A 20,725-nucleotide genomic window follows, 5' to 3' on the forward strand; every position below is an offset into this window, starting at 1 on the left:
AAACAAAGGATTGAATTATGAAGGTAATATTATTTACAGAAAAAAACTCTCCCTATGGAATAGAGTTTTTAAAAAGAATTCACGAACATGAAAAAGTATCATCTGTAATGTTAGTGACCCGAGAAAGTTTAATGCCATTTAATTATTACCAATATGATAATCAACTTTATGATATAAAAGAAATAGTTAAAGAACTCAATGTTAAACATATTGAGCAGGATGATTTAAAAAATCAGGACTTTCTAAAGGTTATTAAACAATTTGATCCTGATTTAATTGTGATTGGCAATTTTCAGAAAAAGTTAAATTCTGAGCTATGCAATTTAGCAAAGAAAGGGGCGCTAAATTTTCATCCAAGTCCTTTACCACGTTATGCAGGATTGGCTCCCTTTTTCTGGATGGCTATGAATAGTGAACGATTAGGTGGTGTCTCCTGTTGCAGAGTTGCAGATATTATTGATGGCGGTGATATCATCGATCAATATGCAATAGCGCTAAATGGTAATGAAAATTCTTATCAAATTAGAGAATGCCATTTTCAAAAAGCTTATCAATTATTAGATAAAATTCTTTATGATGCTTTTGACGATTGTTTGGTTCCTACAACACAAACATCTGAAAATAGAACCTATTATAGTGCTCCTACTGAAGATCTTTTGCAGATTAACTGGTCTGATACTACACAGCATATATTGCAAATAATCCGAGCTGCATCTCCTTTACCTGGTGCTATGGTCACATTAGGAAACAATAAAACTATCCGGATTACTGATGCCGATGAGTTTTTCTTAATACAAGAAATCGCTTCACCCGGAACAATTAAATACCATAATGAATATCCAATTATTGCAACTTCTGACGGTTGGTTACGGGTAAAATCACTTTCTTCTGTAGGAAGTCAGCTAATAGTTTAATTATATTGAGATGAGGCCTATAAATGACAAAAGTAGCAGATAGTTCTAAACCTATATTTTCTATTTATATTATATGTTGCTTAGGATTGTTTTTATCAACCCTAGATACCGGTATTATTAACTTAGCACTCAATGCATTTTCTATCAATTTTGACGTTTCTTTGGAATATATCGGATTATCTGTTACTTTATATTTATTATTTTTAATTATTTTTCTCATTCCTAGCGGTTGGCTTGGTGACTTTTGGGGGCAAAAAAAGGCCTTAATACTGGGTTTCTTGCTTCTTGGGATAACCTCATTAATTGCTGGGCTTTCTGAATCTGCAAATCAGCTTATTTTATCAAGGTGTGGTCAAGGAATAGGTGCCGCATTATTGCAAGCAAATTGTTTGGGATTGGCTGGTTTACAATCAAGTGAACAGAAAATAAGATTAAATTCTTTCATAATGTTGGCGATAAGTTTAGGACCAATTTTAGGACCTTCTTTTGGCGGTATTATTTTAAAATTATGGGGGTGGCAATTCTTGTTTCTAATTAATGTTCCCTTGTGTATTGTGGGTTGTTTTTTTTGTTTAAAAATAAATAATGCAGTAAAAAGACTAATGAGAAAGACTTTCGATTTAAACGGAATGATACTATTTTTCATAATGTTAGTCGGTTGTGTTTCTCTTATTTATTCTAACAATATAAATCTGTCGCTGATTGAAACAAGTTTCATTGGTATTTCTACTTTAATCATATTTATATTTTTTTGGAGGATAGAGTCAAAATGCTCCAATCCTTTTTTCCCTGTTAAATTATTATTAACCTCGTCAATTAGATACATTTCAATTAGTAGTTTGATATTTGGATTGACAGCGGGCATTATTTTTTCAGCATCACCTATCATATTTATTAGAGAAACTAGTTATACTATTGATTATATAGGATTAATTTGTACTGCTTCACCCATTGGCGTTATTTTAAGTGTGTTTGTAAAAAAAGTAATGAATTCAAATTATGATAAAATTATACTAATTTATGCTTTACCGCTTATGTTGTTTGCTTTTGCTTTATTTTTCTTGGTTAGTTTTAATATTTCAGTCTTTAATTATGTTATAGCTGCTTTGTGCTACGGACTAGGTGGCGGACTGTTTCAAAGTTCATTAATTCAGATAGCAATGGATCAAAAAGAAGATAAACAATCAATGATTGGTGGCTTGTTAAGGCTTTTTCAAAATGGAGGAATTATTATTGGAGCAGCATGTTCTTTAGCGTTGTTAGAAATAGATATTTCTCCTTTAAAGTACATTTCCACCTATCAAAAATTATGGGGTATCACTTTCATCGTACTTACTATCATGTTTGTTTATTCATATGTGTCTTTATTTAGGATGAAAAATAAATAAAATCTCATTGGCTAGCAATCCAATGACGACCGCTGATTCCGTATTTACCATATTTTTCATAAAAATCTTCATAAAAAAATAACAGCGCAACCATTCAACCGTAAAAACAAAATCCACATAACCAAAAAAAGATCATTTTTACTTTAATTTATCCTTAAAAAAGGATAGTTAATAATCATCAAAGTTACCAAATTCACACAATAAGATGATTAGATTGTTTGGTGGCAATAAATTACCGTTTATCTAGGTTCTTTATAAGGAATAATGATCGTTGTTAGGTAAAATAATAAAAAATAGACATAGATCTACAAAATTACTTTAATTTAATCAAAACAGTTTATATTTGCGTTATAAACAGCTAATTGAAAATAAAATTAACATTGATATGATAATTGATCGATTAGCCTATATTTTAGGCAATATTCTTCACGTTTAAATTTTAAAAGGAGTTTTTATGAGTATCGAGCAAATGTGTCATTATCAAGCAAAATTATCTTTTGAATTAGATTCAGCAGATTTATACACGTCCATTATAAAGCAAGAAAATATAACCATCATTGATGCTCGATCTCCTCAAGCATATAAAAAGGAACATATACCAGGAGCCGTAAATTTATGGCATAAAGATATGTCATTTCATACAACCGACCATTTAGATAAACATAAAATTTATATTTGTTATTGTGACGGTATTGGCTGTAATGCCTCAACTAAAGCGGCGCTTAAACTTTTAACGCTAGGATTTAAAGTAAAAGAATTAATAGGCGGTCTTGATTGGTGGAAACGAGATGGTTATGCAACAGAAGGGGACGAATCTCAAAGCGGTCTTGAAGTCGATTGTGGCTGTTAAATGTAGATTTACACAGTGGATATAATGATAGCAAAATATCTAAATTTTATTATTGTTGAATCAACGATTGTGGGTTGCTTCTGTTGCTATTATGGTAAAAAGTGGTGCTTAAGTTACATTAATGGAACTATCTGAATTTGAGATTAAACTATTCAAAAATATATCATAACCAGTAAGGGTATCATAAGGGACATAAGATGGCTTTAGAAGCAGGTGGCTATGCTGAAAAATTAGGTAATGGATATGAAGCTAATTGGGTTGCTCTCCAATTACTTCGTCTACTTGAAGAAAAGATCACATGGATTGTCGTCGAACCTATTGGTGATGATGAAGTTGGTGTTGATGTAATAATTGGTATCGATCAAGATCATACAGAGCATCATCAATGTAAGGTTGGTGTAGGTTATAATGAGCTTTGGACATTATCTCAACTCAATGAATCCAAAATTTTTCGCAATGCGTTATTTCAAATTGAACGAAATATTGAAAAACAGATAGTTACCGAGTTTCATCTTGTATCCCCCTTATCCAGTAAAAAAATGAGTGATCTCAGCGATACTGCACTTAATAGCAACATGAACCCTAATGATTTTATGGAATACCAAATTAAGGTTAGCAAAGAACGCGAAAAAAATTTTACTGCTATTTGCAATTATTTAGGATTAAATATTGCTGACCCATCAGATATAAAAAGAGCCATTTACTTTCTTCAAAAATTCAAAGTTACCCCCTATATTATTAATCGTTATACCCAAAGTGAGCTTGAAGATAAGGCTTCGGCATTATTTTCAGATGAGCCAGTAAAACTATTAAGTTTTCTCAAAAATTATCCAGTAGAGTTTAAGAAACTAAGGAAAAAAATAACATTATCAGAGTTATTGACCGATTTAAAAACAAGTGGTTTTGAACAAAGAATTGTACCCGATGACCACAGAATATCGACTGTACTAGATAAGCTTTCCACAGAGTTTGAAGAGTCAATTAAACCGTTTCTCATTTCCAATACATTAATTCGGCGGAATGAACTAAACGCTATTATTAATTCAATTCAAGATAACGCAGTAACCTTAATTAAAGCCGAGGCAGGAACAGGAAAAAGTGCTTTACTTTTGGAGTTGCATAATCATTTAAAAGCCAACAATATAATTTCGGTTCCTATTAGATTAGATAGAAGACATCCTCAAGATAATTCAAAAGAATTTGGAAAGTCTTTAGGGTTTCCTTATTCTCCTGTACATAGTTTAATTAAATTTACATCACAACAAAAAGTTGTGTTTATTCTTGATCAACTCGATGCCATAAGATGGACTGCATCACATTCAAGTAATGCATTAGATATTTGCAGAGAAATAGTTCGGCAAATTATTAGGTTAAGAAAAGAAGGGAAAGATATCTGCATTGTTCTCGCATCACGAGAATTTGATTTAAATGAAGATATTGCCTTATCCAGTTGGCTACAAAGCATTAACGATAATCGTTTAGATATCACATTATCTTCTTTAGGTGAAAACACAATAATCCCTTTAGTTTCACCATATGAAACTTATTCTTCTTTAGCAAAGGAAAAAAAAGAGATACTTAAAATTCCTTTATGGTTAGGTATCTACTTATCTATTGCACAACGTACGCAAACAGCTCCTCAATTTAATAATAAATTAGAACTAGTAAGAACGTTCTGGGAAGATAGACTAAAACAAATTACCGATTGTAAGGTAACAGAGCAAGAGGCAGCCATTTTTATTGATCATATTGTGACATTGATGATTAATCACTCACAATTATCAATTTCTGAAAGTGCACTACAAATAGGGACCAAAAAACAGCTAGAGGCACTAATTTCTGTTGGGGTACTCAGTAAACAAAACCAAAGAATCAGCTTTCGGCATCAAGCTTTATTTGATTATCTAGTGGGCACCAAACTTTTTAAAGCAGGAAGTGAGTCCCCAGAAAGACTCTTATTTGAAATTGGTCCTTATGAAACACAAACCTTAGCCAAAAGAGAGCATCTCAAATATGCGCTAAATATACTATTGGATTCCGGGCAAGATCTCTTTTGTAACTGCGTTGAGGCAATCTTATTCAATGATAATATTAGATTCCATCTAAAATACTTAGTTTTAAACTCAATTAAAGAAATCAAAGATATTAAAAAACCAGCAAAATCACTCATTGATAAAATCCTCGAGTCCCCGGCGCTTTGTAAAAAATTCTTAACGATAAGTTGTTACTCAAATAGTGCTATTATCCATTACTTAACTGAAAATCAGTATATTTCAAAATGGCTACACAGTAGCGATGATAATCTAATTAATATAGCTATTAGATTACTCAGATCCATAGCGACAAATGATTCAGAATTAATTATCAAAGAGCTATCTGACTTCGTTGGCCAATCAGAACAATGGAATCAAAGGGTATATTCTGCACTACCTTGGACAATTGAAGATGATACCGATGATATTTTTGAGCTTCGAAAAAGATTACTCAATTTAGGTTGTACGGCAAATTATATTAATTGGGCGTCACTTAGCAAAACCCATCCATTACGAGTACTATCTTTAATTGAATTAATATTAGAGCAGTATAGAAACGTTATCTGCGAATCTCCACACTCATCAAGTAAAAAAAATATTAAACAGATAACTAGTCGTTATCGTTGGACTAGTGATGAACTCAAACAAATTAAACAATTAGCCATAGAGATACCCGAAGAAACTATTAAGCTTTTGTTAAAATATATAGACCGTGTTTTTAACTCAGAACAAGATAAATACGCTATTCATGAATGGTTTTATCGATATTGGTATAGCAACTATCAAGATGTAAGTAGTATTCAACATGGGCTATTCATCCTCATTGAGTTGGCAGGCCAACAGTTAGAAGCCGATCCAGACATATTGTTAAGCATGATTGCACCTTATGTGCAAAAATCAAATGCCGTGATAACACATTTGGTTGCAACGCTTTTATTAAATTTATCAAATCAACATGCCGATCAGGTTATTAACTGGCTATTGGCTGCTCCTAAAACACGTTTAGCCTGTGGCAATAAGTATATTGAGCCTGCTTGGATTTTATCAGGAAAACTTATCACTAAATTCTCCCCACATTGTTCAGATGCATTATTTTGGCAACTGGAGAAAATAATTTATTTTTTCCCATCCTCAATAGATATCGAACAAATAAAGATAGAATTAAAAGCGAGAAGAGTTAACTTATATTATAGTTATTGGGGGGAACTCCAATATTTTTTATTGCCGACCTTGGATCAGCAGCGCATATCGTGTAAATCAAAAAATTTAATTCCAGTACTAGAGCGGAAATTTAGCGCCTATACTAACTTTGATTTCTGTAAGGCGAATAACAGTATTGGAGGGATTGTCATCTCGCCCTTACGTGGAAAAAATAAACTCTCTAATAAAGCATGGCGCAAGTTAATATTAACACCAGCATCTGCATTTACCCCCCATAAGTTAACTCAAATAGATAATGATACTGTTGCCGAAGCAGATATTAAGCAATTTGCTCGTGATTTGCAGTCGCGTGTAAAAAACGAGCCAATTCGTTTTGCTCAATTAGCGCTTTCACTCCCTCAGAACATTCATACAGAATATATTGATGCTTTTTTCTATGGTTTAGCCGAAACTAATAATACACCAATTAGGATAATTATAAGGAGCAATGGGAAACTTGTCCTACGGAATTAATAGAGCAAGTGATTCTTCATTTTAATAATGAGGCTTGCGAATATTCGTTAGCTAGCTTATTAGCAAGCAGAGCTGATAGCTGGTCTAAGCAGATCATTGATAGATTAATAAACCTCGCAAAATATTCAACTAATCCTGAATCAAATCAATTAACTGTTTGGGACCCCCAAAAGGAGAACTCAACAGATTGTGTAGATGCTCAAACATTGCTAGATACAACGATTAATAGTATTCGAGGCAAAGCTTATCGAGGCATTTCTAACATTTTTTGGCGTAACCAGACATTTGCATTGGAAAACCTTGAACTAGTCGATTGTGCAATTAATGATGAACACCCTTCCGTTAAAATGGCTGCCTTTTTTCTTTTAACACCACTACTTAATTATCAAAATGATTATGCGCATGAAAAATTTATTGAATTGTGTCATAAAGATTTACGTATGACGTGTGGAAATTATGCTTATCATTTTTTTAATCAAGGTTTTGAAGGAAAACATCAACAGCAATATATAGCTTTAACCCTATCAATGCTAGCGTCAACCAACGATGAAATAAAAAAACAAGCCGCAATACAAATATACGCACGTTGGTTTTTTAATGGTTTATTTGAGGAACAACTTAACGCGGTGCTTCAAGGGGATAATATTTTAAAAGAGGGGTGCGTATCTGTTATTTTACAGTTTCTTCGTGAGGATAAATATAACGATAAGCTAGATAAAATAGAACATGCCTATCAGTTATTAATCAATGATGATAATGATGAAATACTAAGGAAACTAGCAATATGTCTTAGATACGAAAACTATTGGTTAAAACCTAATGCTGATAAATTATTCAGCTTATTTATCGTGTCAAAGGCGGCTTTGAAATGTTTAATCATGCTATTTGATTCATTGAAAAAATATCCTGGAAATTTATCCAATTTTAGTGTTCCTATTTTACAATTAGTAGAAAATATTACGGGTAATTGCAATGCAAATAATCAACCATCAGGAATAGATCTTGAAGAATCAAGTCTGCTTGCTGTTCTTCAAAGAATTTATGATGAAGCCACAGAGGATATGGATAAAGAGGCTATTAATACCTGTTTAGATATATGGGATAAATTACTACAATCTGATATTTATTCAGCTATGATAGCAATAGATAAATTAGATGGCGGTCTACTTAGTTAAAGGTGAATCAATCCTACATATTGTTATAGCTTAGGCTTCTACTATTGAAACAAATATGTTTTAGACTCAAATGTTAGAGGAGAGAACGTTAACATCGCAATGTGCGGCATTATTTTTGCGTTTTGGTTGCTACGGAGCAAAATTATGCCTATCTGCCTTGGTTGTTAATTACTGTTGGAATCTGCAATATATAAGATAGCTCTATTGCATTTTTTGTTCCTATCAATAATGAGTAAACAAGGAAACCATAAAAACAAAACCCGCATAATACAGTGGATAGATTAATCTAAAAATTCAATTTCTAGCCATAGAAAACAAGTTTAGCGCTTGTTTTAATGCATCATAGATTAAATTCTGACCAATATAACAACCCGTTAGAGGACCAGTCACATGTTATGTTAACGAATCAATAATTACAGGTGGGTTTGATAAACCTCCCGATTTTTTGACTTAAGTGATATCAGTTACCTAAGCAATATACAGCTTATCGGAATTAAATTACTCACCAACATAACGGGAACAAAATCTTATCAAATATAGGCAATCACTGCGCTAAGTTCTCAGCAACAGTCACATAGACACGTTCAGCTACGAACTAACGCAAAATTGATCATTGCCTTTCCAATTCGAACTTTATTTGAGTTTATTAAAGATATATGTGGCAGATTTTGTTAGTTGAGTTGAATTTTCTGCTCTCTTTATCGATCATCATTGAAATGTTTTGTTTAATTCATCACGATAAACAAGGAATTCATAATTCTCAAACTAGGGATAATTGTATTAAACTTTTAAAAAAATGAATCTATCAGTGAGAATTACACATCAATAATTAGAGGATTATTTTAGCTAAATTGAAATCGGATGAAAATCTAATTGATATTGGTTGTGAAATGGTTTTAAAATTCGCATGGTAATGATTTTTTTTAAAATTTATCTAGGTATGATGTAAACTTACCAAGTTTCTACTGTTTTTCAATGCTTTCCAGTTAGTCTGCAATCCTCATCAAAAAGAAAGAAGAGTCATTAAGGGGAAGCTATAAGTATTGCCTATAAAAGAACTGATAGGACGTTGCTAGATTGGAGCGGGAGGCGAGCCCCACACCCAACCCTACGACCAAGTAAATAAATTATCCCTTAATCTCACTATGCCAAAAACTTCTTGGACCTAATTTCCCGAGGAACTTCATGGATTTTTATGGACTACGACGAACTGAAAATAATAATGGCAACCCATTGACAATAATCAACTTTGTTTTATTCTGTAGCTTGCTTGGCACTGTCAATACTGTCTATTATATCATAGATATACATTTTTTCCCTTTCAAAATCATATCCATCGACACCAAAAATTGAGGTATACGAGATCATACCCTCAAGTATTAACATAATTAGAAGAGCAGGTTCTAAACTTTGTTCCGTCCCACCTAGACACTGACAAATCGAATCTTGAATCCATTGTTTATGCTCTTTGACAATGGCGCACACCTCTTCGCTTTTGTTATCATATTCAGCTTTAGCCCGAACAAACATACAACCACGATAATTCTTGTCATTGAACCATTTAATATGCCACGAAACAATGGCATTAATTTTATCTTTTCTCCCTGAGAAAACCGCAATTACATCCGTTAATGATTTTTTAAAAAAAGCGTTCCGCTTTTCCAAGACTTTACATACAAGTCCATTTTTGTCACCAAAGTATTTATACAGCGTTCTCTTCGAAACACCTGCACTTTCTGCAACAAGTTCAAGACTTACTGGGCAATATCCCTGCTCATTGAATAACGATTCGGCGGCAGTAAGTATAGTTTCCATAATTTCAGGTTTTAGTTTCATTTTTACAATTTCCAAATAAATAACGAAATAACGCGCCCATATTAACATAAAAAATCATTTAAGGATAATTATAAATAATATTTGACCTTTAATGTTTTTAACTATAAGATTTGTATCTGGTATCGTTTACAAAGTTTATTTATTTAAACTTAATGGTTTCACTGTATAACTAACGGGAGATTTCCATGTTAAGAAAGATTACGGGGGGAGAGGCTATACAACCTACACCCAATTTTACATCAGTACTACGGGGCTTTGTTGGTGGCTCATTGGGGATCTCAGTCCTGCTTGCGGTTACTTACTGGGCTGGGACTCCATCAATCATGGCCCCGTTTGGTGCAACATGTGTGCTGCTATTCGCAGTGCCTAAAGCTCCGTTGGCACAACCTAGGAGCGTCATAGGGGGACACTTCGTTTCCGCTCTGGTGGGGCTTTTGGCCATTCATTTGTTCGGCGACGGAATGCTGACCGTGGCACTCGCTGTCGGAATATCAATTGCATCGATGCAGTTGTTGCGTGTCGTCCACGCTCCAGCGGGAGCGAATCCCATACTTATTATCATGTCTGGTATCACTGATTATTCGTTCCTATTCACGCCGGTTTTGATGGGATCTGTGTTATTGGTCATTGTCGCGTTGATAGTCAACAATATAGGTGCAGGATCGCGATGGCCTAGTTACTGGTTTGGGCATTCTTTAAATATGTTCAGCAAAAACACTAAATCAAAGGAGGATTAAAATGCCTATACTAACTCTAACAACATCGATTGCTATCACAGAATCGAAACAAGAAAAGATTGCCAAATCACTAACCACACTGACGAGTCAATGCCTGCATAAAAATAAGGATGTCACGATGGTTAATATCGTGCCTGATCACGGACTGTGGTTTGGTGCAAACGGTTTAGTCACCGACGCAGTCTACCAGTTATCCATATTCATTACAGCAGGAACAAATACCGAAAAAGACATAGTTTCATGGTTGGATGAAACATGGCAGTACCTCAGAAAAGAGCTTGATATCGCTGATGATAGCGTTTGTTACACCTCAGTGTTAAATAACGACGGTACTAATTGGGGATTCAATGGAATTAATCAATCGACAAGAAACAAAACTTAACAACAGAAAAAAGGAGATTATATGGAATTTAAAACACCACCAGATCAGAGAGATTCCGTAATCAATTTGGGTTTCCCACAGGATATACAATTACCCGACAGCATGCAGTTTGTTCCATATCAAAAGGGATTAAGGGAGGGGGTTGATATCTCCGTCATCTTCGATGAAACAGTTAACAACCCAAAGGGTCCTGACTTAGCATTTCTAAGATACGAACCGGGGGCTTATGTGCCAGGCCACGTTCATATGGGGTTTGAGACTGTTCTGGTCTTGAATGGCGATTATATAGAAAATGGTCAAGTATTTACCGCAGGAAATTTTATTGTTCGAGCTCCGGGAACATGTCATAGCATGGCATCGAAGGGGGGATGTACTATTCTTGCTTCGAGATACATTCCAGTGAAGCAGCTGGTTGATGGCTTGGCAGACGATGGGAAAAAGGATGCTAAATGAAACTTATTACAACAGATGAGGCAGCTTTGCTAATTTCCGATCATGCTACTATTGTTCCTGGTGGGTTCGGTAGTTGCGGGCATCCAGACTTGTTAACTGAAGCTATAGAGCGGCGTTATCTAAACACTGGAACACCTAGAAACCTCAGGCTTATGTTTGCTTCTGGGGCAGGCGATCGGGCTGATGCAGGTCTAAATAGATTAGCTCATGATGGATTGGTAAGTTTCGCAATAGGAGGTTATTGGGGCTTGTGCCCCAAGCTTGTCGATATGGCCAAAAAAGGATCTCTTGAGGGGCATAATTGGCCCCAAGGTGTAATGAGCAATTTGTTTAGAGAAATTGCCTCAGGATCTCCAGGTGTTCTGACTAGGATTGGCATGGATACTTTCGTTGATCCTAGACATGAAGGAGGCGTCATTTCCCCATGCGGAGAGTCAATGGTTAAAGTTAAGCACTTTGAGGGGAAGGATTACTTGTTTTATCCCACGATAAAAGTTGACTGTGCCTTGCTCAGAGGAACAGAGTGTGACAAAAATGGCAACATAACGATGACGGATGAGGTTGCTTACCATGATGCGCTGGCGCAGGCGCAGGCTGTTAAAATATGTGGTGGTAAGGTGATCGTACAGGTTAAAAAGATCGTTGATCAGGTTTTGCCTCAGTCGGTTAGAATTCCCGGACATTTAGTTGATTACGTCGTTGTTGCTGATTCGGACGAATGCCATCCGCAGACTTATGGTCATGCCTTGCCGAGTGCGGAAAAGCCAGAAGATGATCTGCAAAAATTGATTATAGCCAGTAGAGCATTATGCGAGATACCTAAAGGTAACGCGGTAATTAATCTCGGGATCGGAATACCAGCCCTCATCGGGGCTCTTCTGAAACAACAAGAGGAAACGGTTACGCTTACTGTTGAGTCCGGAGTGATAGGGGGAAGTCCACTATACAATTTATCATTCGGAGCATCAAGTTGTCCTCATGCCGTTATGGAACAATCCTCTTTATTCAATTTTTACGATGGTGGTGGAATAGATGTTGCGTTCCTTGGCTTTGCCGAAATAGACAGACGTGGCGCTATCAATTCTAGCAAATTCGGCAAAAATTTAATGGGTGCAGGTGGTTTCATTAATATCGCACAGTCAGCAAAAAAAATTGTCCTTTGTGGAACTCTCACTACGAAGGGGTTAGAAATAGAACTACAAGAAGGTGTTGGACTCAACATAATAAAGGAAGGGAAGATTAGAAAGTTTGTCGATTGTGTACAACAGATCACTGTCCAAGCTAAGTCCACTTGTAACAATATACTCATCATCACTGAACGGGCGGTATTTCGCTTGAAAGACGATGAACTTATTTTAGTTGAGATCGCACCTAACATCTCAATTGATTCAATCAAACAACTAATTGCTTTTCCGATTCAAGTGTCGAAAAGCATTAGGACAATGAACCTATTAAACTCTATATCAAAGGAAATCATTTATGGATAATATTATTGGTGTTATTGGTGGAGGCGCTGCCGCAATTGCATTTCTTCATAACTTATCGAAGATAAAATCGAGTGAAATGATTACAGTATATTTATTTGAAAAAAATATGTCATTTGGTCCCGGAAATGCCTATTCGCCAATGGATCTCGACTCTAATATACTCAATACTAAAGCTGGTTATATCACTGTTTTTAAAGATAAACCGGGGGATTTTTACCGTTGGTATCTGGAAAACTACGCCAACTTCGAACATCGATTCCCTAAAAAATATACTGAAGATGATTATGTGCCGCGTTCCTTATTTGGTCTATACCTGAAATCAGCCATGTGGTTTAGTATAAAGGAGGCGTCAAGAAATGGAATAATAGTAATGCCAATTAACGCTAATGTAATTGATATAGAGGTTGGTAATGGTAACGAGAAACATATTTTAAAAACCGCGTGCAATGAGGAGTTCCGTGTGAATAAAGTTTTGCTCGCGTGTGGCACTATGAAAAGAAAAATCGGCGACAGCGAAAGATTGGGCAAAAATCTGTTCTCAGATCCTTATCCAATCAGTAAGCTAGTGACTAGAGTTTGTAAGAATGATAATGTGGCCATCATTGGTTCGAGACTAAGCGCTATCGATTCGGTAATCGGTTTAATTGAAAATGGTCACAAAGGCAAAGTTACTCTTTATTCCCGAAGTGGATTTTTTCCCTACGTAAGGGGCTCGCAGGGACGTTATGAGTGCAAACACTTAACAAGGGAAATATTAGAACAATTGACACATCGTAATGGTAAATTAACTTTGTCAGATTTACTTGATTTGTTCAAGCAGGAATTGACTGTTTATAAAATGGAAAATGATGATCAAGATGAAGAAATTATTTTTCCTCCAAAGGCGGTTGATAACTTGGGTAATTTTCTTTCAAAAGAAATATCGCTTGCTGAGGGAAGCCGTGGTTGGCAAGCTATCTTGTATAACACCAATCACTTATTGGGGTTAATTTGGGCGTCAATGCAGGATGAAGAACGTAATCTCTTTTTTTCGAGTTTATTTGCCGCCGCAATAGCGATGAGAGTTTCTATCCCTAGGGAAAATGCAGAAAAACTATTCGGTTATTTCAAAGAGGGTAAAATTGATTTCGTCACGGGTAATGCTCAGGTTTCCGACGGGGTAGATAATAAGTTTCATATAACCGTTGGTGAGCAAAGCCGACATGTGGATACCGTCATCTATGCAACTGGAAGTCCTCGCAAACTCGCTGAAGCCGATGCTCCATTTATAAATAGATTGATAGAAAAGGGAATTGCAGTTGAGCACCCATTCGGAGGGATCGATGTTGATAAAAATCATTCAATCCTTAATAAAAAGGGGAATGCGAGTCAATGTTTTTTCGCCATAGGTGAGATTGTCAGTGGTAAGTTTTTATTCACAAGCGCTTTGGATATAATTATTCCTCAAGGCGAAGCATGTGCCCATTCAATTGGTGCTGTAATTGGTGGCCTCAGTGGCTCCCAAAATATAATGAAGGAAGTAAGTCTATGAATATCAAATTGATTGGCAACAAAACGAGCCCTTTTGTTCGCAAGGTCGAAATTGTACTCCAGGAACTAGGTTTATCGTACGATTTTTTACTAGACTCGCCTTGGGAACCCAATAGCCAAGTGGTAAAACTTAATCCAATAGGGAAGATCCCCGTCATTGTTATTAATGAAGAGATTGCCCTATTTGATTCATCAGTTATTACCGATTTTTTATTGGAGAAGATCCCTTCTGATTCATTAAGAGGGCTGGAAGGAATTAATGAAAAGTTGTTCATCAGGGTTGTTCATGACACTTTAGATACCGCCGTATTATGTTCATGGGAATTGAAACGAGCTGAGGGTAAGATCGATTCAGGTGTCTTGGAAAAATATAAGAAGAGGATAAGTTCTTGTCTACAATATATTGATGGGTTCTATAGTGTAGAGAAGGCACAATTTTCTATATCAGATATAGCGATGGTGTGTTGTATTGATTATCTGTTATTGCGACAATTCTTTTACATTGTGGAAGATGATTATCCGAATTTATTCAACAGACGTAAAAATCTGTATGAACGTGAAAGCGTGAAAATAACATCCCCTATTTCATTAGATTTTAAATGAGGTACGTCGAATGTATAAAATAGCAATTTTAGATGGGATAACTATCCCCGATATATCTTTGGTTCTGAATTTTCCGAACGAAATCTCCTATCGTGAGTCTTGCACTGACCACGGTGTATTTGATGTCATTGCAGGAAAAGATATTATTATTACCAATAAAGTAAGGATTACGCGAGATCATATGGTAGCTAATCCTGAGTTGAAGATGATAGCGGTTGCGTCTACAGGTTTTAATCATATTGATATTAGTGCGGCTAGAGAGTTTAACATTGTTGTTACAAACGTGAAAAGTTATAGTACGCAATCGGTTGCTGAACATACCATGATGATGATGCTAGCTTTATCGCATCAATTGTTTGTATACAATACATTTATTCGCGAAGGAAAGTGGCAAAAGTCTGCATTTTATTCGATATCTGGTCCCGATTATTTTGAGTTAATGGGCAAAATTTTGGTCATTATTGGTAAAGGTGATACGGGTCGGGCTGTCGCCAAGTTAGCGAAAGCATTTGGTATGACGGTATTGTTTAGTGAGCGAAAAGGTGCTGAGAGTTGTCGTTCCGGTTATGTCCCTTTTGAAGAAGCTTTATCTCTAGCGGATGTTCTGACATTACATTGCCCACTAAACGAGACCACCGTAAACTTGATCGGTTCAAATGAGCTGGAGCAAATGAAAAAAACAGCGTTGCTGATCAATGTCGGTCGTGGCGGTTTGGCGAATGAACAAAGTCTGGTTAATTCTCTGCGTCGTAGTGATATCGCCGGTGCAGGTTTTGACGTATTATGTGAAGAGCCACCGAAAAATGGAAGTCCATTGTTGCAGGAGGATCTCGGTAATTTTATTATAACACCGCATCTTGCTTGTAGAAGTTCGGAGTCTTTCCAGCGCTTGGTCGAAGGATTGAGTGATAATTTGAATTCCTTTGTCGCCGGTCATCCGATCAATGTTGTTTAAGTGTCATTATAATGGTTCATAGCTCTGCGGTGTGGATTGTGTTTACTATTCCAAGGGAGTTGATTTGGCCAGTATTTTGTATCGCTGGGATGAATGTTGAGAAATGGGGAGTGCCTATCTTTTAAGTATATTATTTCTCTTCGGATTTTGCCGACTTGATTGTATATTGTAATGCGCAGAGCCGTGATAAAATTTTTACATTACAAATAAACCTGAGGGTGGTTGTTCAATATTTAAAGAAAGACATATTATTAAAACAATACATTTCCTAAACCAAATCCTCGGGGAAGGTTTTAAATGGCTCTGTTCTCTGATTGAAAGTAAGATTAAACCTTCGTTTATCGAACTTATACGGACTACTATGTAGTGTCGATTTGGAGCGGGAAACGAGGTTCGAACTCGCGACCTCAACCTTGGCAAGGTTGCGCTCTACCAACTGAGCTATTCCCGCGTAAGACGTGTTTGTTATTGGTGCCCGGGGCGAGACTTGAACTCGCACGGCTAAAAAAGCCGAGGGATTTTAAATCCCTTGTGTCTACCGATTTCACCACCCGGGCGTTTTAGCGAGTGATTCGCTGAAAACCAGTGCATTATACGTAATTGAGAATTTACATCAATAACAATTTTGCATTTTTAAGTTTGATTGATTATTTTTAAGTCATTCTCCATCATCTAGTAGATCTTTTCGAGCAACCCAGAGATATTGGAACATAGACCAAAGCGTTAATATTGTTGCAATATAAAGCATTATTAAACCTGCATTAATAACCAAATCACACGGTCGCCATAATAACCAGGTCAATGCTGTCATTTGAGCTATAGTTTTAAATTTGCCAATTCCAGATACTGCCACATTTTTACGTTTACCGATTTCTGCCATCCATTCCCTTAATGCTGAGATAATAATTTCACGGGAAATCATGATAATTGCTGGAATGGTAATCCACCATGCATCATAATTTTCGGTCACCAATACGAGGGCAATGGTGACCATTATTTTATCTGCAACAGGATCAAGAAATGCACCAAATCGTGTCGTTTGCTTTAATCTTCTAGCTAAATGACCATCTAAAATATCAGTAAGTGCCGCTACCAAAAATATAAGTGCAGTAAAAAAAGCTGACCATTCACCGGGAAAATAAAATGAAAGTACGAAGAAAGGAATTAAAATGAGTCTAAATAATGTTAAGTAAATGGGTATATTGAATTTCATGACTGAACTCTAAAAAGATATAACGTAAAACAAAAAACGACGATTCATAATATTATAACATCAAGTGACAAGCTTGACTCTAATGTTTTGTCGATTTAAGAATATTAACGTTGCAATTCTTCAAATATTTTTTCCGCTAATGATTTAGAAATACCTTGTACTTGAGATATTTCGCCAGCCGTAGCATTTTTTAGTTCTCGCAATCCGCCAAAATGTTTTAGTAATGCTTGTCTTCGTTTTGCGCCAACACCTTCTATCTGTTCTAAGGTGCTTTCGGTTAATTGTTTTAAGTTTTTCTTGCGTTGACCGATTATAGCATGATCATGTGAAGCATTACGTATCTGTTGAATTAAGAGTAATGCAGGTGAATGGACATCCAAATAGTGTCCTTTACCATGAGTTTCAAAAAATAACGTTTCTAACCCTTCTTTACGTTCAGAACCTTTAGCAACCCCTAATAAAATAGGGTGATCTTTATTCCAGTTAACGTCTAACGAATCAAAAAGGGTTTTTGCTTGATTAAGTTGTCCTTTTCCACCGTCAATAAAAATAACATCAGGAATTTTATCTTCTGGTAAGTCAGGTTTATTATAACGACGAGTTAAGACTTGATTCATCGCAGCATAATCATCACCTTCTGTTATACCACTAATATTATACCGTCTGAATTCAGATTTAACGGGTCCTTTATCATCAAATACGACACAGGAAGCAATGGTATTTTTGCCCATAAAATGACTGATATCAAAGCATTCCATGCGATTAATTTCTTTGATCCCTAAGAACGTTTTTAAGTCATCATAACGTTGTTTTAGGGTTGAACTTTGCAATAATTTATTTTTGACTTCTTTTTGTGCATTTTCAATGGCAAGATTAAGTAGTTTTAGATTATCACCTTTAGGTTCATCAACTAATTTTACTTGGTAATTAGCAACAAGCGATAGGGTTTCTTCCATCGCCTTGCGATCAGATAACGAATAATTAAGCAAAATTTTCTTTGGAATATTGCGATTATTATTACCTTGTAAATAAAATTGTCCTAAAAAGGTTTCGATAACTTCTTCAAGTTCGGTATTAGACGGCACTTTAGGATAATAGGCACGGTGTCCAAAAGTTTGTCCATTACGTATAAATAGGATATAGACACAAGCTACCCCTAGTTGGTAATGAAAACCAATCACATCTAAATTATCATTTTTATTATAAATAACCTGTTTTTCATTGATCTGTTTAATAGCTTGTAATTGATCTCGTAGCTTAGCCGCTTTTTCAAAATTTAAATCAGCACTCGCTTGCAGCATATCACGAGTGATGGTCTCTATAATTGTTTCAGACTGCCCCTGTAAAAATAGTCTGACATAATTAACTTGCTGTTGATAATCTTCATCACTTACAAGACCAGCAACACAAGGCCCTAAACATCGCTTGATCTGGTATTGTAAGCAAGGTCTGGTGCGATTATGATAAGTTGAGTCTGGGCACTGACGAATTGGGAAGAGTTTTTGCAATAAGATCAATATTTGTTTAACTGCATAGGAACTCGGATAGGGTCCATAAAACTCATCCGTTTTTCGATTAATCGAACCTCGATAAAGTGATAATTGAGGATGACGCTCTTTGGTGATTTTAATAAAGGGGTAACTTTTATCATCTTTTAGTAGAACGTTATATCTTGGCTGATATTTTTTTATATATGTCTGTTCAAGAAGCAATGCTTCTGTTTCAGTGTGAGTCAGTGTAAATTCAACACGCGCTATGTGGCTAACTAACAAGTCAGTCTTTAGTGTTTTTTTGCTGCTGTTAAAGTAACTTTTTAAGCGATGATTAAGATTTTTCGCCTTACCCACATAAATAATGGTATTTTTATCATTAAACATCTGATAAATACCCGGTTTATGTGGGACAGTTTTTAAAAATGATACAGAATCAAATTTAGTAGGGTTCATAAATGGTTTTAATATCAATTCAAATTAAAAAATTATTGAGTATTTTCAAAAGCTAATGCTTTTTTCTCCAATAATCTCATAATGGTACTTAATAGGCCATTTATCAAGAGGTAAATACAACCTGTTGCAATAAAAATAGTAAATTCATAATAACGACCATTCAAAAATTGGTTATAGCCCATTAGATCCATAAGCGTAATGGTCGAGGTTAAAGCTGTACCTTTAACTACAAATATGACTTCATTAGAATAAGAGGACAATGCACGTTTTAAAGCATAAGGTAAGATTACTTTTAAGGACTGTTTACGATTCATACCCAATGCGACACATGCTTGCCATTGTCCTTGAGGCACAGCTTTTAAAGCACCATGAAAAATTAATGTTGTATAAGCGGCACTATTAAGTGTTAAGGCGACATAAGCACAAAACCAAGGATAGGATAATAGCTGCCATAAAAGTGGTAATGATTCTCTTATGAATTGGAATTGTGCAGGACCATAATAAATTAAAAATAACTGAACTAATAAAGGTGTACCAGTAAATAATGTAATAAAAACGCTAATTGGTTTGGTTACATACCATTTATCTGAAGTTAATAAAACAGAAAGGAATATAGAGATTAAACAGGCAGACAAAATGCCAGCTATACTTAGTGACAGTGTTGTAGGTAAACCCTGAATTAAAATAGATAAATAATAAAAAAACTTGTCAGACATATATTCCTCTATTTTTCATTAACAGATTGCGATTGTTCAAAATAAAGCGAACGTGTCTCAAAATATTTCAAAACGCGTTGACTGAACAATGAAATGACTAAATAAATAATAGCTGCAATTAGGTACCAGGTGAATGGTTCACGCGTATAACCGATAATACTGCGAGTTTGCATCATTATGTCATTGACTGTTATTAATGAAACTAAAGCAGTATCTTTTAATAAAACTAACCATTGATTACCCAAGCCGGGAAGGGCATGACGCCACATTTGAGGCATAATTATACGGGTGAACGTTCTGAATTTACTTAATCCTAATACTTGAGCCGCCTGTTTTTGGCCATTAGGAATGGCTTTGAAAGCACCACGTAAGGTTTGTGATGCATAAACAGCATATAAAATCGATAATGCAATAATCCCACATAAAATAGGATTTACATCAAAATCAGTAATTTCAAGATGTAATGATAGATTTGTGAAAAATAGTGGTATTGTGACATCCAAACCGCCATTTAAAATAGTATCATTGATAAATATTAATGCTAGTGGTGCACCATTATAAATGGCAATAACAATCAGCATTTCGGGTAATGCACGAATGGCGATGACACATAATGAAACAAACCATGCAATAGGTTTAAATCGCCATGATTCTAAAATAGTAATGATAAATGCTAACACTATTCCGATTAGTAAAGCACTAATCGCAATGAATAATGTGATTTTAGTCGCATCAAATAAAGGTAATAAAGTATGCCAATCTTGCATCGTTAATTGCTTTCTATGTGATTAAAGTAAATTAATTAAATACGCTAATAAAAAAAAGCGCCGCAG

At 35.4% G+C, this 20,725-nt stretch carries 17 protein-coding genes and 2 tRNA genes; 12 read left to right on the forward strand and 7 right to left on the reverse strand.

Annotated features, from left to right (window positions below; genetic code table 11):
- The first annotated feature begins 17 nt into the window (after window positions 1-17).
- The 5 genes from FPB0191_RS05175 to FPB0191_RS12290 all read left to right on the forward strand — a co-directional run bounded on the left by FPB0191_RS05175 (window position 18) and on the right by FPB0191_RS12290 (window position 8,034).
- Complete coding sequence (locus FPB0191_RS05175) at window positions 18-914, forward strand: methionyl-tRNA formyltransferase (RefSeq protein ID WP_052236788.1); 897 nt, start codon at window positions 18-20, stop codon at window positions 912-914.
- Between the two features lie 23 nt (window positions 915-937).
- Window positions 938-2,302 (forward strand): MFS transporter, encoded by a 1,365-nt coding sequence (locus FPB0191_RS05180; protein WP_039104467.1) that lies wholly within the window; start codon window positions 938-940, stop codon window positions 2,300-2,302.
- A gap of 454 nt (window positions 2,303-2,756) precedes the next feature.
- Complete coding sequence (locus tag FPB0191_RS05185) at window positions 2,757-3,152, forward strand: rhodanese-like domain-containing protein (RefSeq protein WP_039104468.1); 396 nt, start codon at window positions 2,757-2,759, stop codon at window positions 3,150-3,152.
- A gap of 197 nt (window positions 3,153-3,349) precedes the next feature.
- Window positions 3,350-6,859: an NACHT domain-containing protein gene (locus FPB0191_RS05190; protein ID WP_202965383.1), complete on the forward strand. Its 3,510-nt coding sequence runs from the start codon at window positions 3,350-3,352 to the stop codon at window positions 6,857-6,859.
- Between the two features lie 8 nt (window positions 6,860-6,867).
- Window positions 6,868-8,034: a hypothetical protein gene (locus FPB0191_RS12290; RefSeq protein ID WP_202965384.1), complete on the forward strand. Its 1,167-nt coding sequence runs from the start codon at window positions 6,868-6,870 to the stop codon at window positions 8,032-8,034.
- A 1,254-nt stretch (window positions 8,035-9,288) separates the two neighbouring features.
- Here FPB0191_RS12290 and FPB0191_RS05195 read toward each other — a convergent pair.
- The gene (locus FPB0191_RS05195; protein ID WP_052236789.1) at window positions 9,289-9,918 is read right to left on the reverse strand and encodes a TetR/AcrR family transcriptional regulator; all 630 of its coding nucleotides are present in this window, start codon (window positions 9,916-9,918) and stop codon (window positions 9,289-9,291) included.
- A 137-nt stretch (window positions 9,919-10,055) separates the two neighbouring features.
- On the opposite strand from FPB0191_RS05195, the gene FPB0191_RS05200 reads away from it, so the two are divergent.
- From FPB0191_RS05200 to FPB0191_RS05230, 7 genes are read left to right on the forward strand one after another with little or no spacing between them, the layout of a single operon-like run.
- Window positions 10,056-10,607, forward strand: a complete 552-nt coding sequence (locus FPB0191_RS05200; RefSeq protein ID WP_052236790.1) for an HPP family protein — start codon at window positions 10,056-10,058, stop codon at window positions 10,605-10,607.
- Between the two features lies 1 nt (window position 10,608).
- Window positions 10,609-10,989: a tautomerase family protein gene (locus FPB0191_RS05205; protein WP_039104470.1), complete on the forward strand. Its 381-nt coding sequence runs from the start codon at window positions 10,609-10,611 to the stop codon at window positions 10,987-10,989.
- 21 nt (window positions 10,990-11,010) lie between these two features.
- On the forward strand, window positions 11,011-11,442 hold the full coding sequence (locus FPB0191_RS11665) for a cupin domain-containing protein (RefSeq protein WP_052236791.1): 432 nt from the start codon (window positions 11,011-11,013) through the stop codon (window positions 11,440-11,442).
- The gene (locus FPB0191_RS05215; RefSeq protein WP_039104471.1) at window positions 11,439-12,929 is read left to right on the forward strand and encodes a malonate decarboxylase subunit alpha; all 1,491 of its coding nucleotides are present in this window, start codon (window positions 11,439-11,441) and stop codon (window positions 12,927-12,929) included. Before FPB0191_RS11665 ends, FPB0191_RS05215 begins: the two co-directional genes overlap by 4 nt.
- Window positions 12,922-14,460 carry an FAD/NAD(P)-binding protein gene (locus FPB0191_RS05220; RefSeq protein ID WP_039104473.1) on the forward strand — a complete coding sequence of 513 codons (1,539 nt, stop codon included), beginning with the start codon at window positions 12,922-12,924 and terminating at the stop codon, window positions 14,458-14,460. Before FPB0191_RS05215 ends, FPB0191_RS05220 begins: the two co-directional genes overlap by 8 nt.
- Window positions 14,457-15,062 carry a glutathione S-transferase N-terminal domain-containing protein gene (locus FPB0191_RS11670; protein WP_052236792.1) on the forward strand — a complete coding sequence of 202 codons (606 nt, stop codon included), beginning with the start codon at window positions 14,457-14,459 and terminating at the stop codon, window positions 15,060-15,062. The genes FPB0191_RS05220 and FPB0191_RS11670 overlap by 4 nt, the downstream gene beginning before the upstream one ends.
- A 10-nt stretch (window positions 15,063-15,072) precedes the next feature.
- On the forward strand, window positions 15,073-16,017 hold the full coding sequence (locus tag FPB0191_RS05230; protein WP_039104475.1) for a D-2-hydroxyacid dehydrogenase: 945 nt from the start codon (window positions 15,073-15,075) through the stop codon (window positions 16,015-16,017).
- A gap of 375 nt (window positions 16,018-16,392) precedes the next feature.
- Here FPB0191_RS05230 and FPB0191_RS05235 read toward each other — a convergent pair.
- The 6 genes from FPB0191_RS05235 to artQ form a co-directional block, all read right to left on the reverse strand.
- A tRNA-Gly gene (locus FPB0191_RS05235) sits at window positions 16,393-16,468 on the reverse strand.
- An 18-nt stretch (window positions 16,469-16,486) separates the two neighbouring features.
- Window positions 16,487-16,574, reverse strand: a tRNA-Leu gene (locus FPB0191_RS05240).
- A 101-nt stretch (window positions 16,575-16,675) separates the two neighbouring features.
- Window positions 16,676-17,230, reverse strand: a complete 555-nt coding sequence (gene pgsA / locus FPB0191_RS05245; protein WP_039104477.1) for a CDP-diacylglycerol--glycerol-3-phosphate 3-phosphatidyltransferase — start codon at window positions 17,228-17,230, stop codon at window positions 16,676-16,678.
- Between the two features lie 104 nt (window positions 17,231-17,334).
- The gene (uvrC, locus tag FPB0191_RS05250) at window positions 17,335-19,176 is read right to left on the reverse strand and encodes an excinuclease ABC subunit UvrC (RefSeq protein ID WP_039104479.1); all 1,842 of its coding nucleotides are present in this window, start codon (window positions 19,174-19,176) and stop codon (window positions 17,335-17,337) included.
- Window positions 19,177-19,208: 32 nt separating this feature from the next.
- Entirely contained in the window at window positions 19,209-19,892 is a 684-nt protein-coding gene (gene artM / locus FPB0191_RS05255; protein ID WP_039104481.1) for an arginine ABC transporter permease ArtM, read from the reverse strand.
- A gap of 8 nt (window positions 19,893-19,900) precedes the next feature.
- A complete protein-coding gene (gene artQ / locus FPB0191_RS05260) occupies window positions 19,901-20,659 on the reverse strand; it encodes an arginine ABC transporter permease ArtQ (protein ID WP_039104483.1) in 759 nt (252 codons plus the stop codon).
- Between the last annotated feature and the right edge of the window lie 66 nt (window positions 20,660-20,725).

Origin of the sequence: Frischella perrara (assembly GCF_000807275.1) — a bacterium.
Classification (GTDB): Bacteria; Pseudomonadota; Gammaproteobacteria; order Enterobacterales; family Orbaceae; genus Frischella; species Frischella perrara.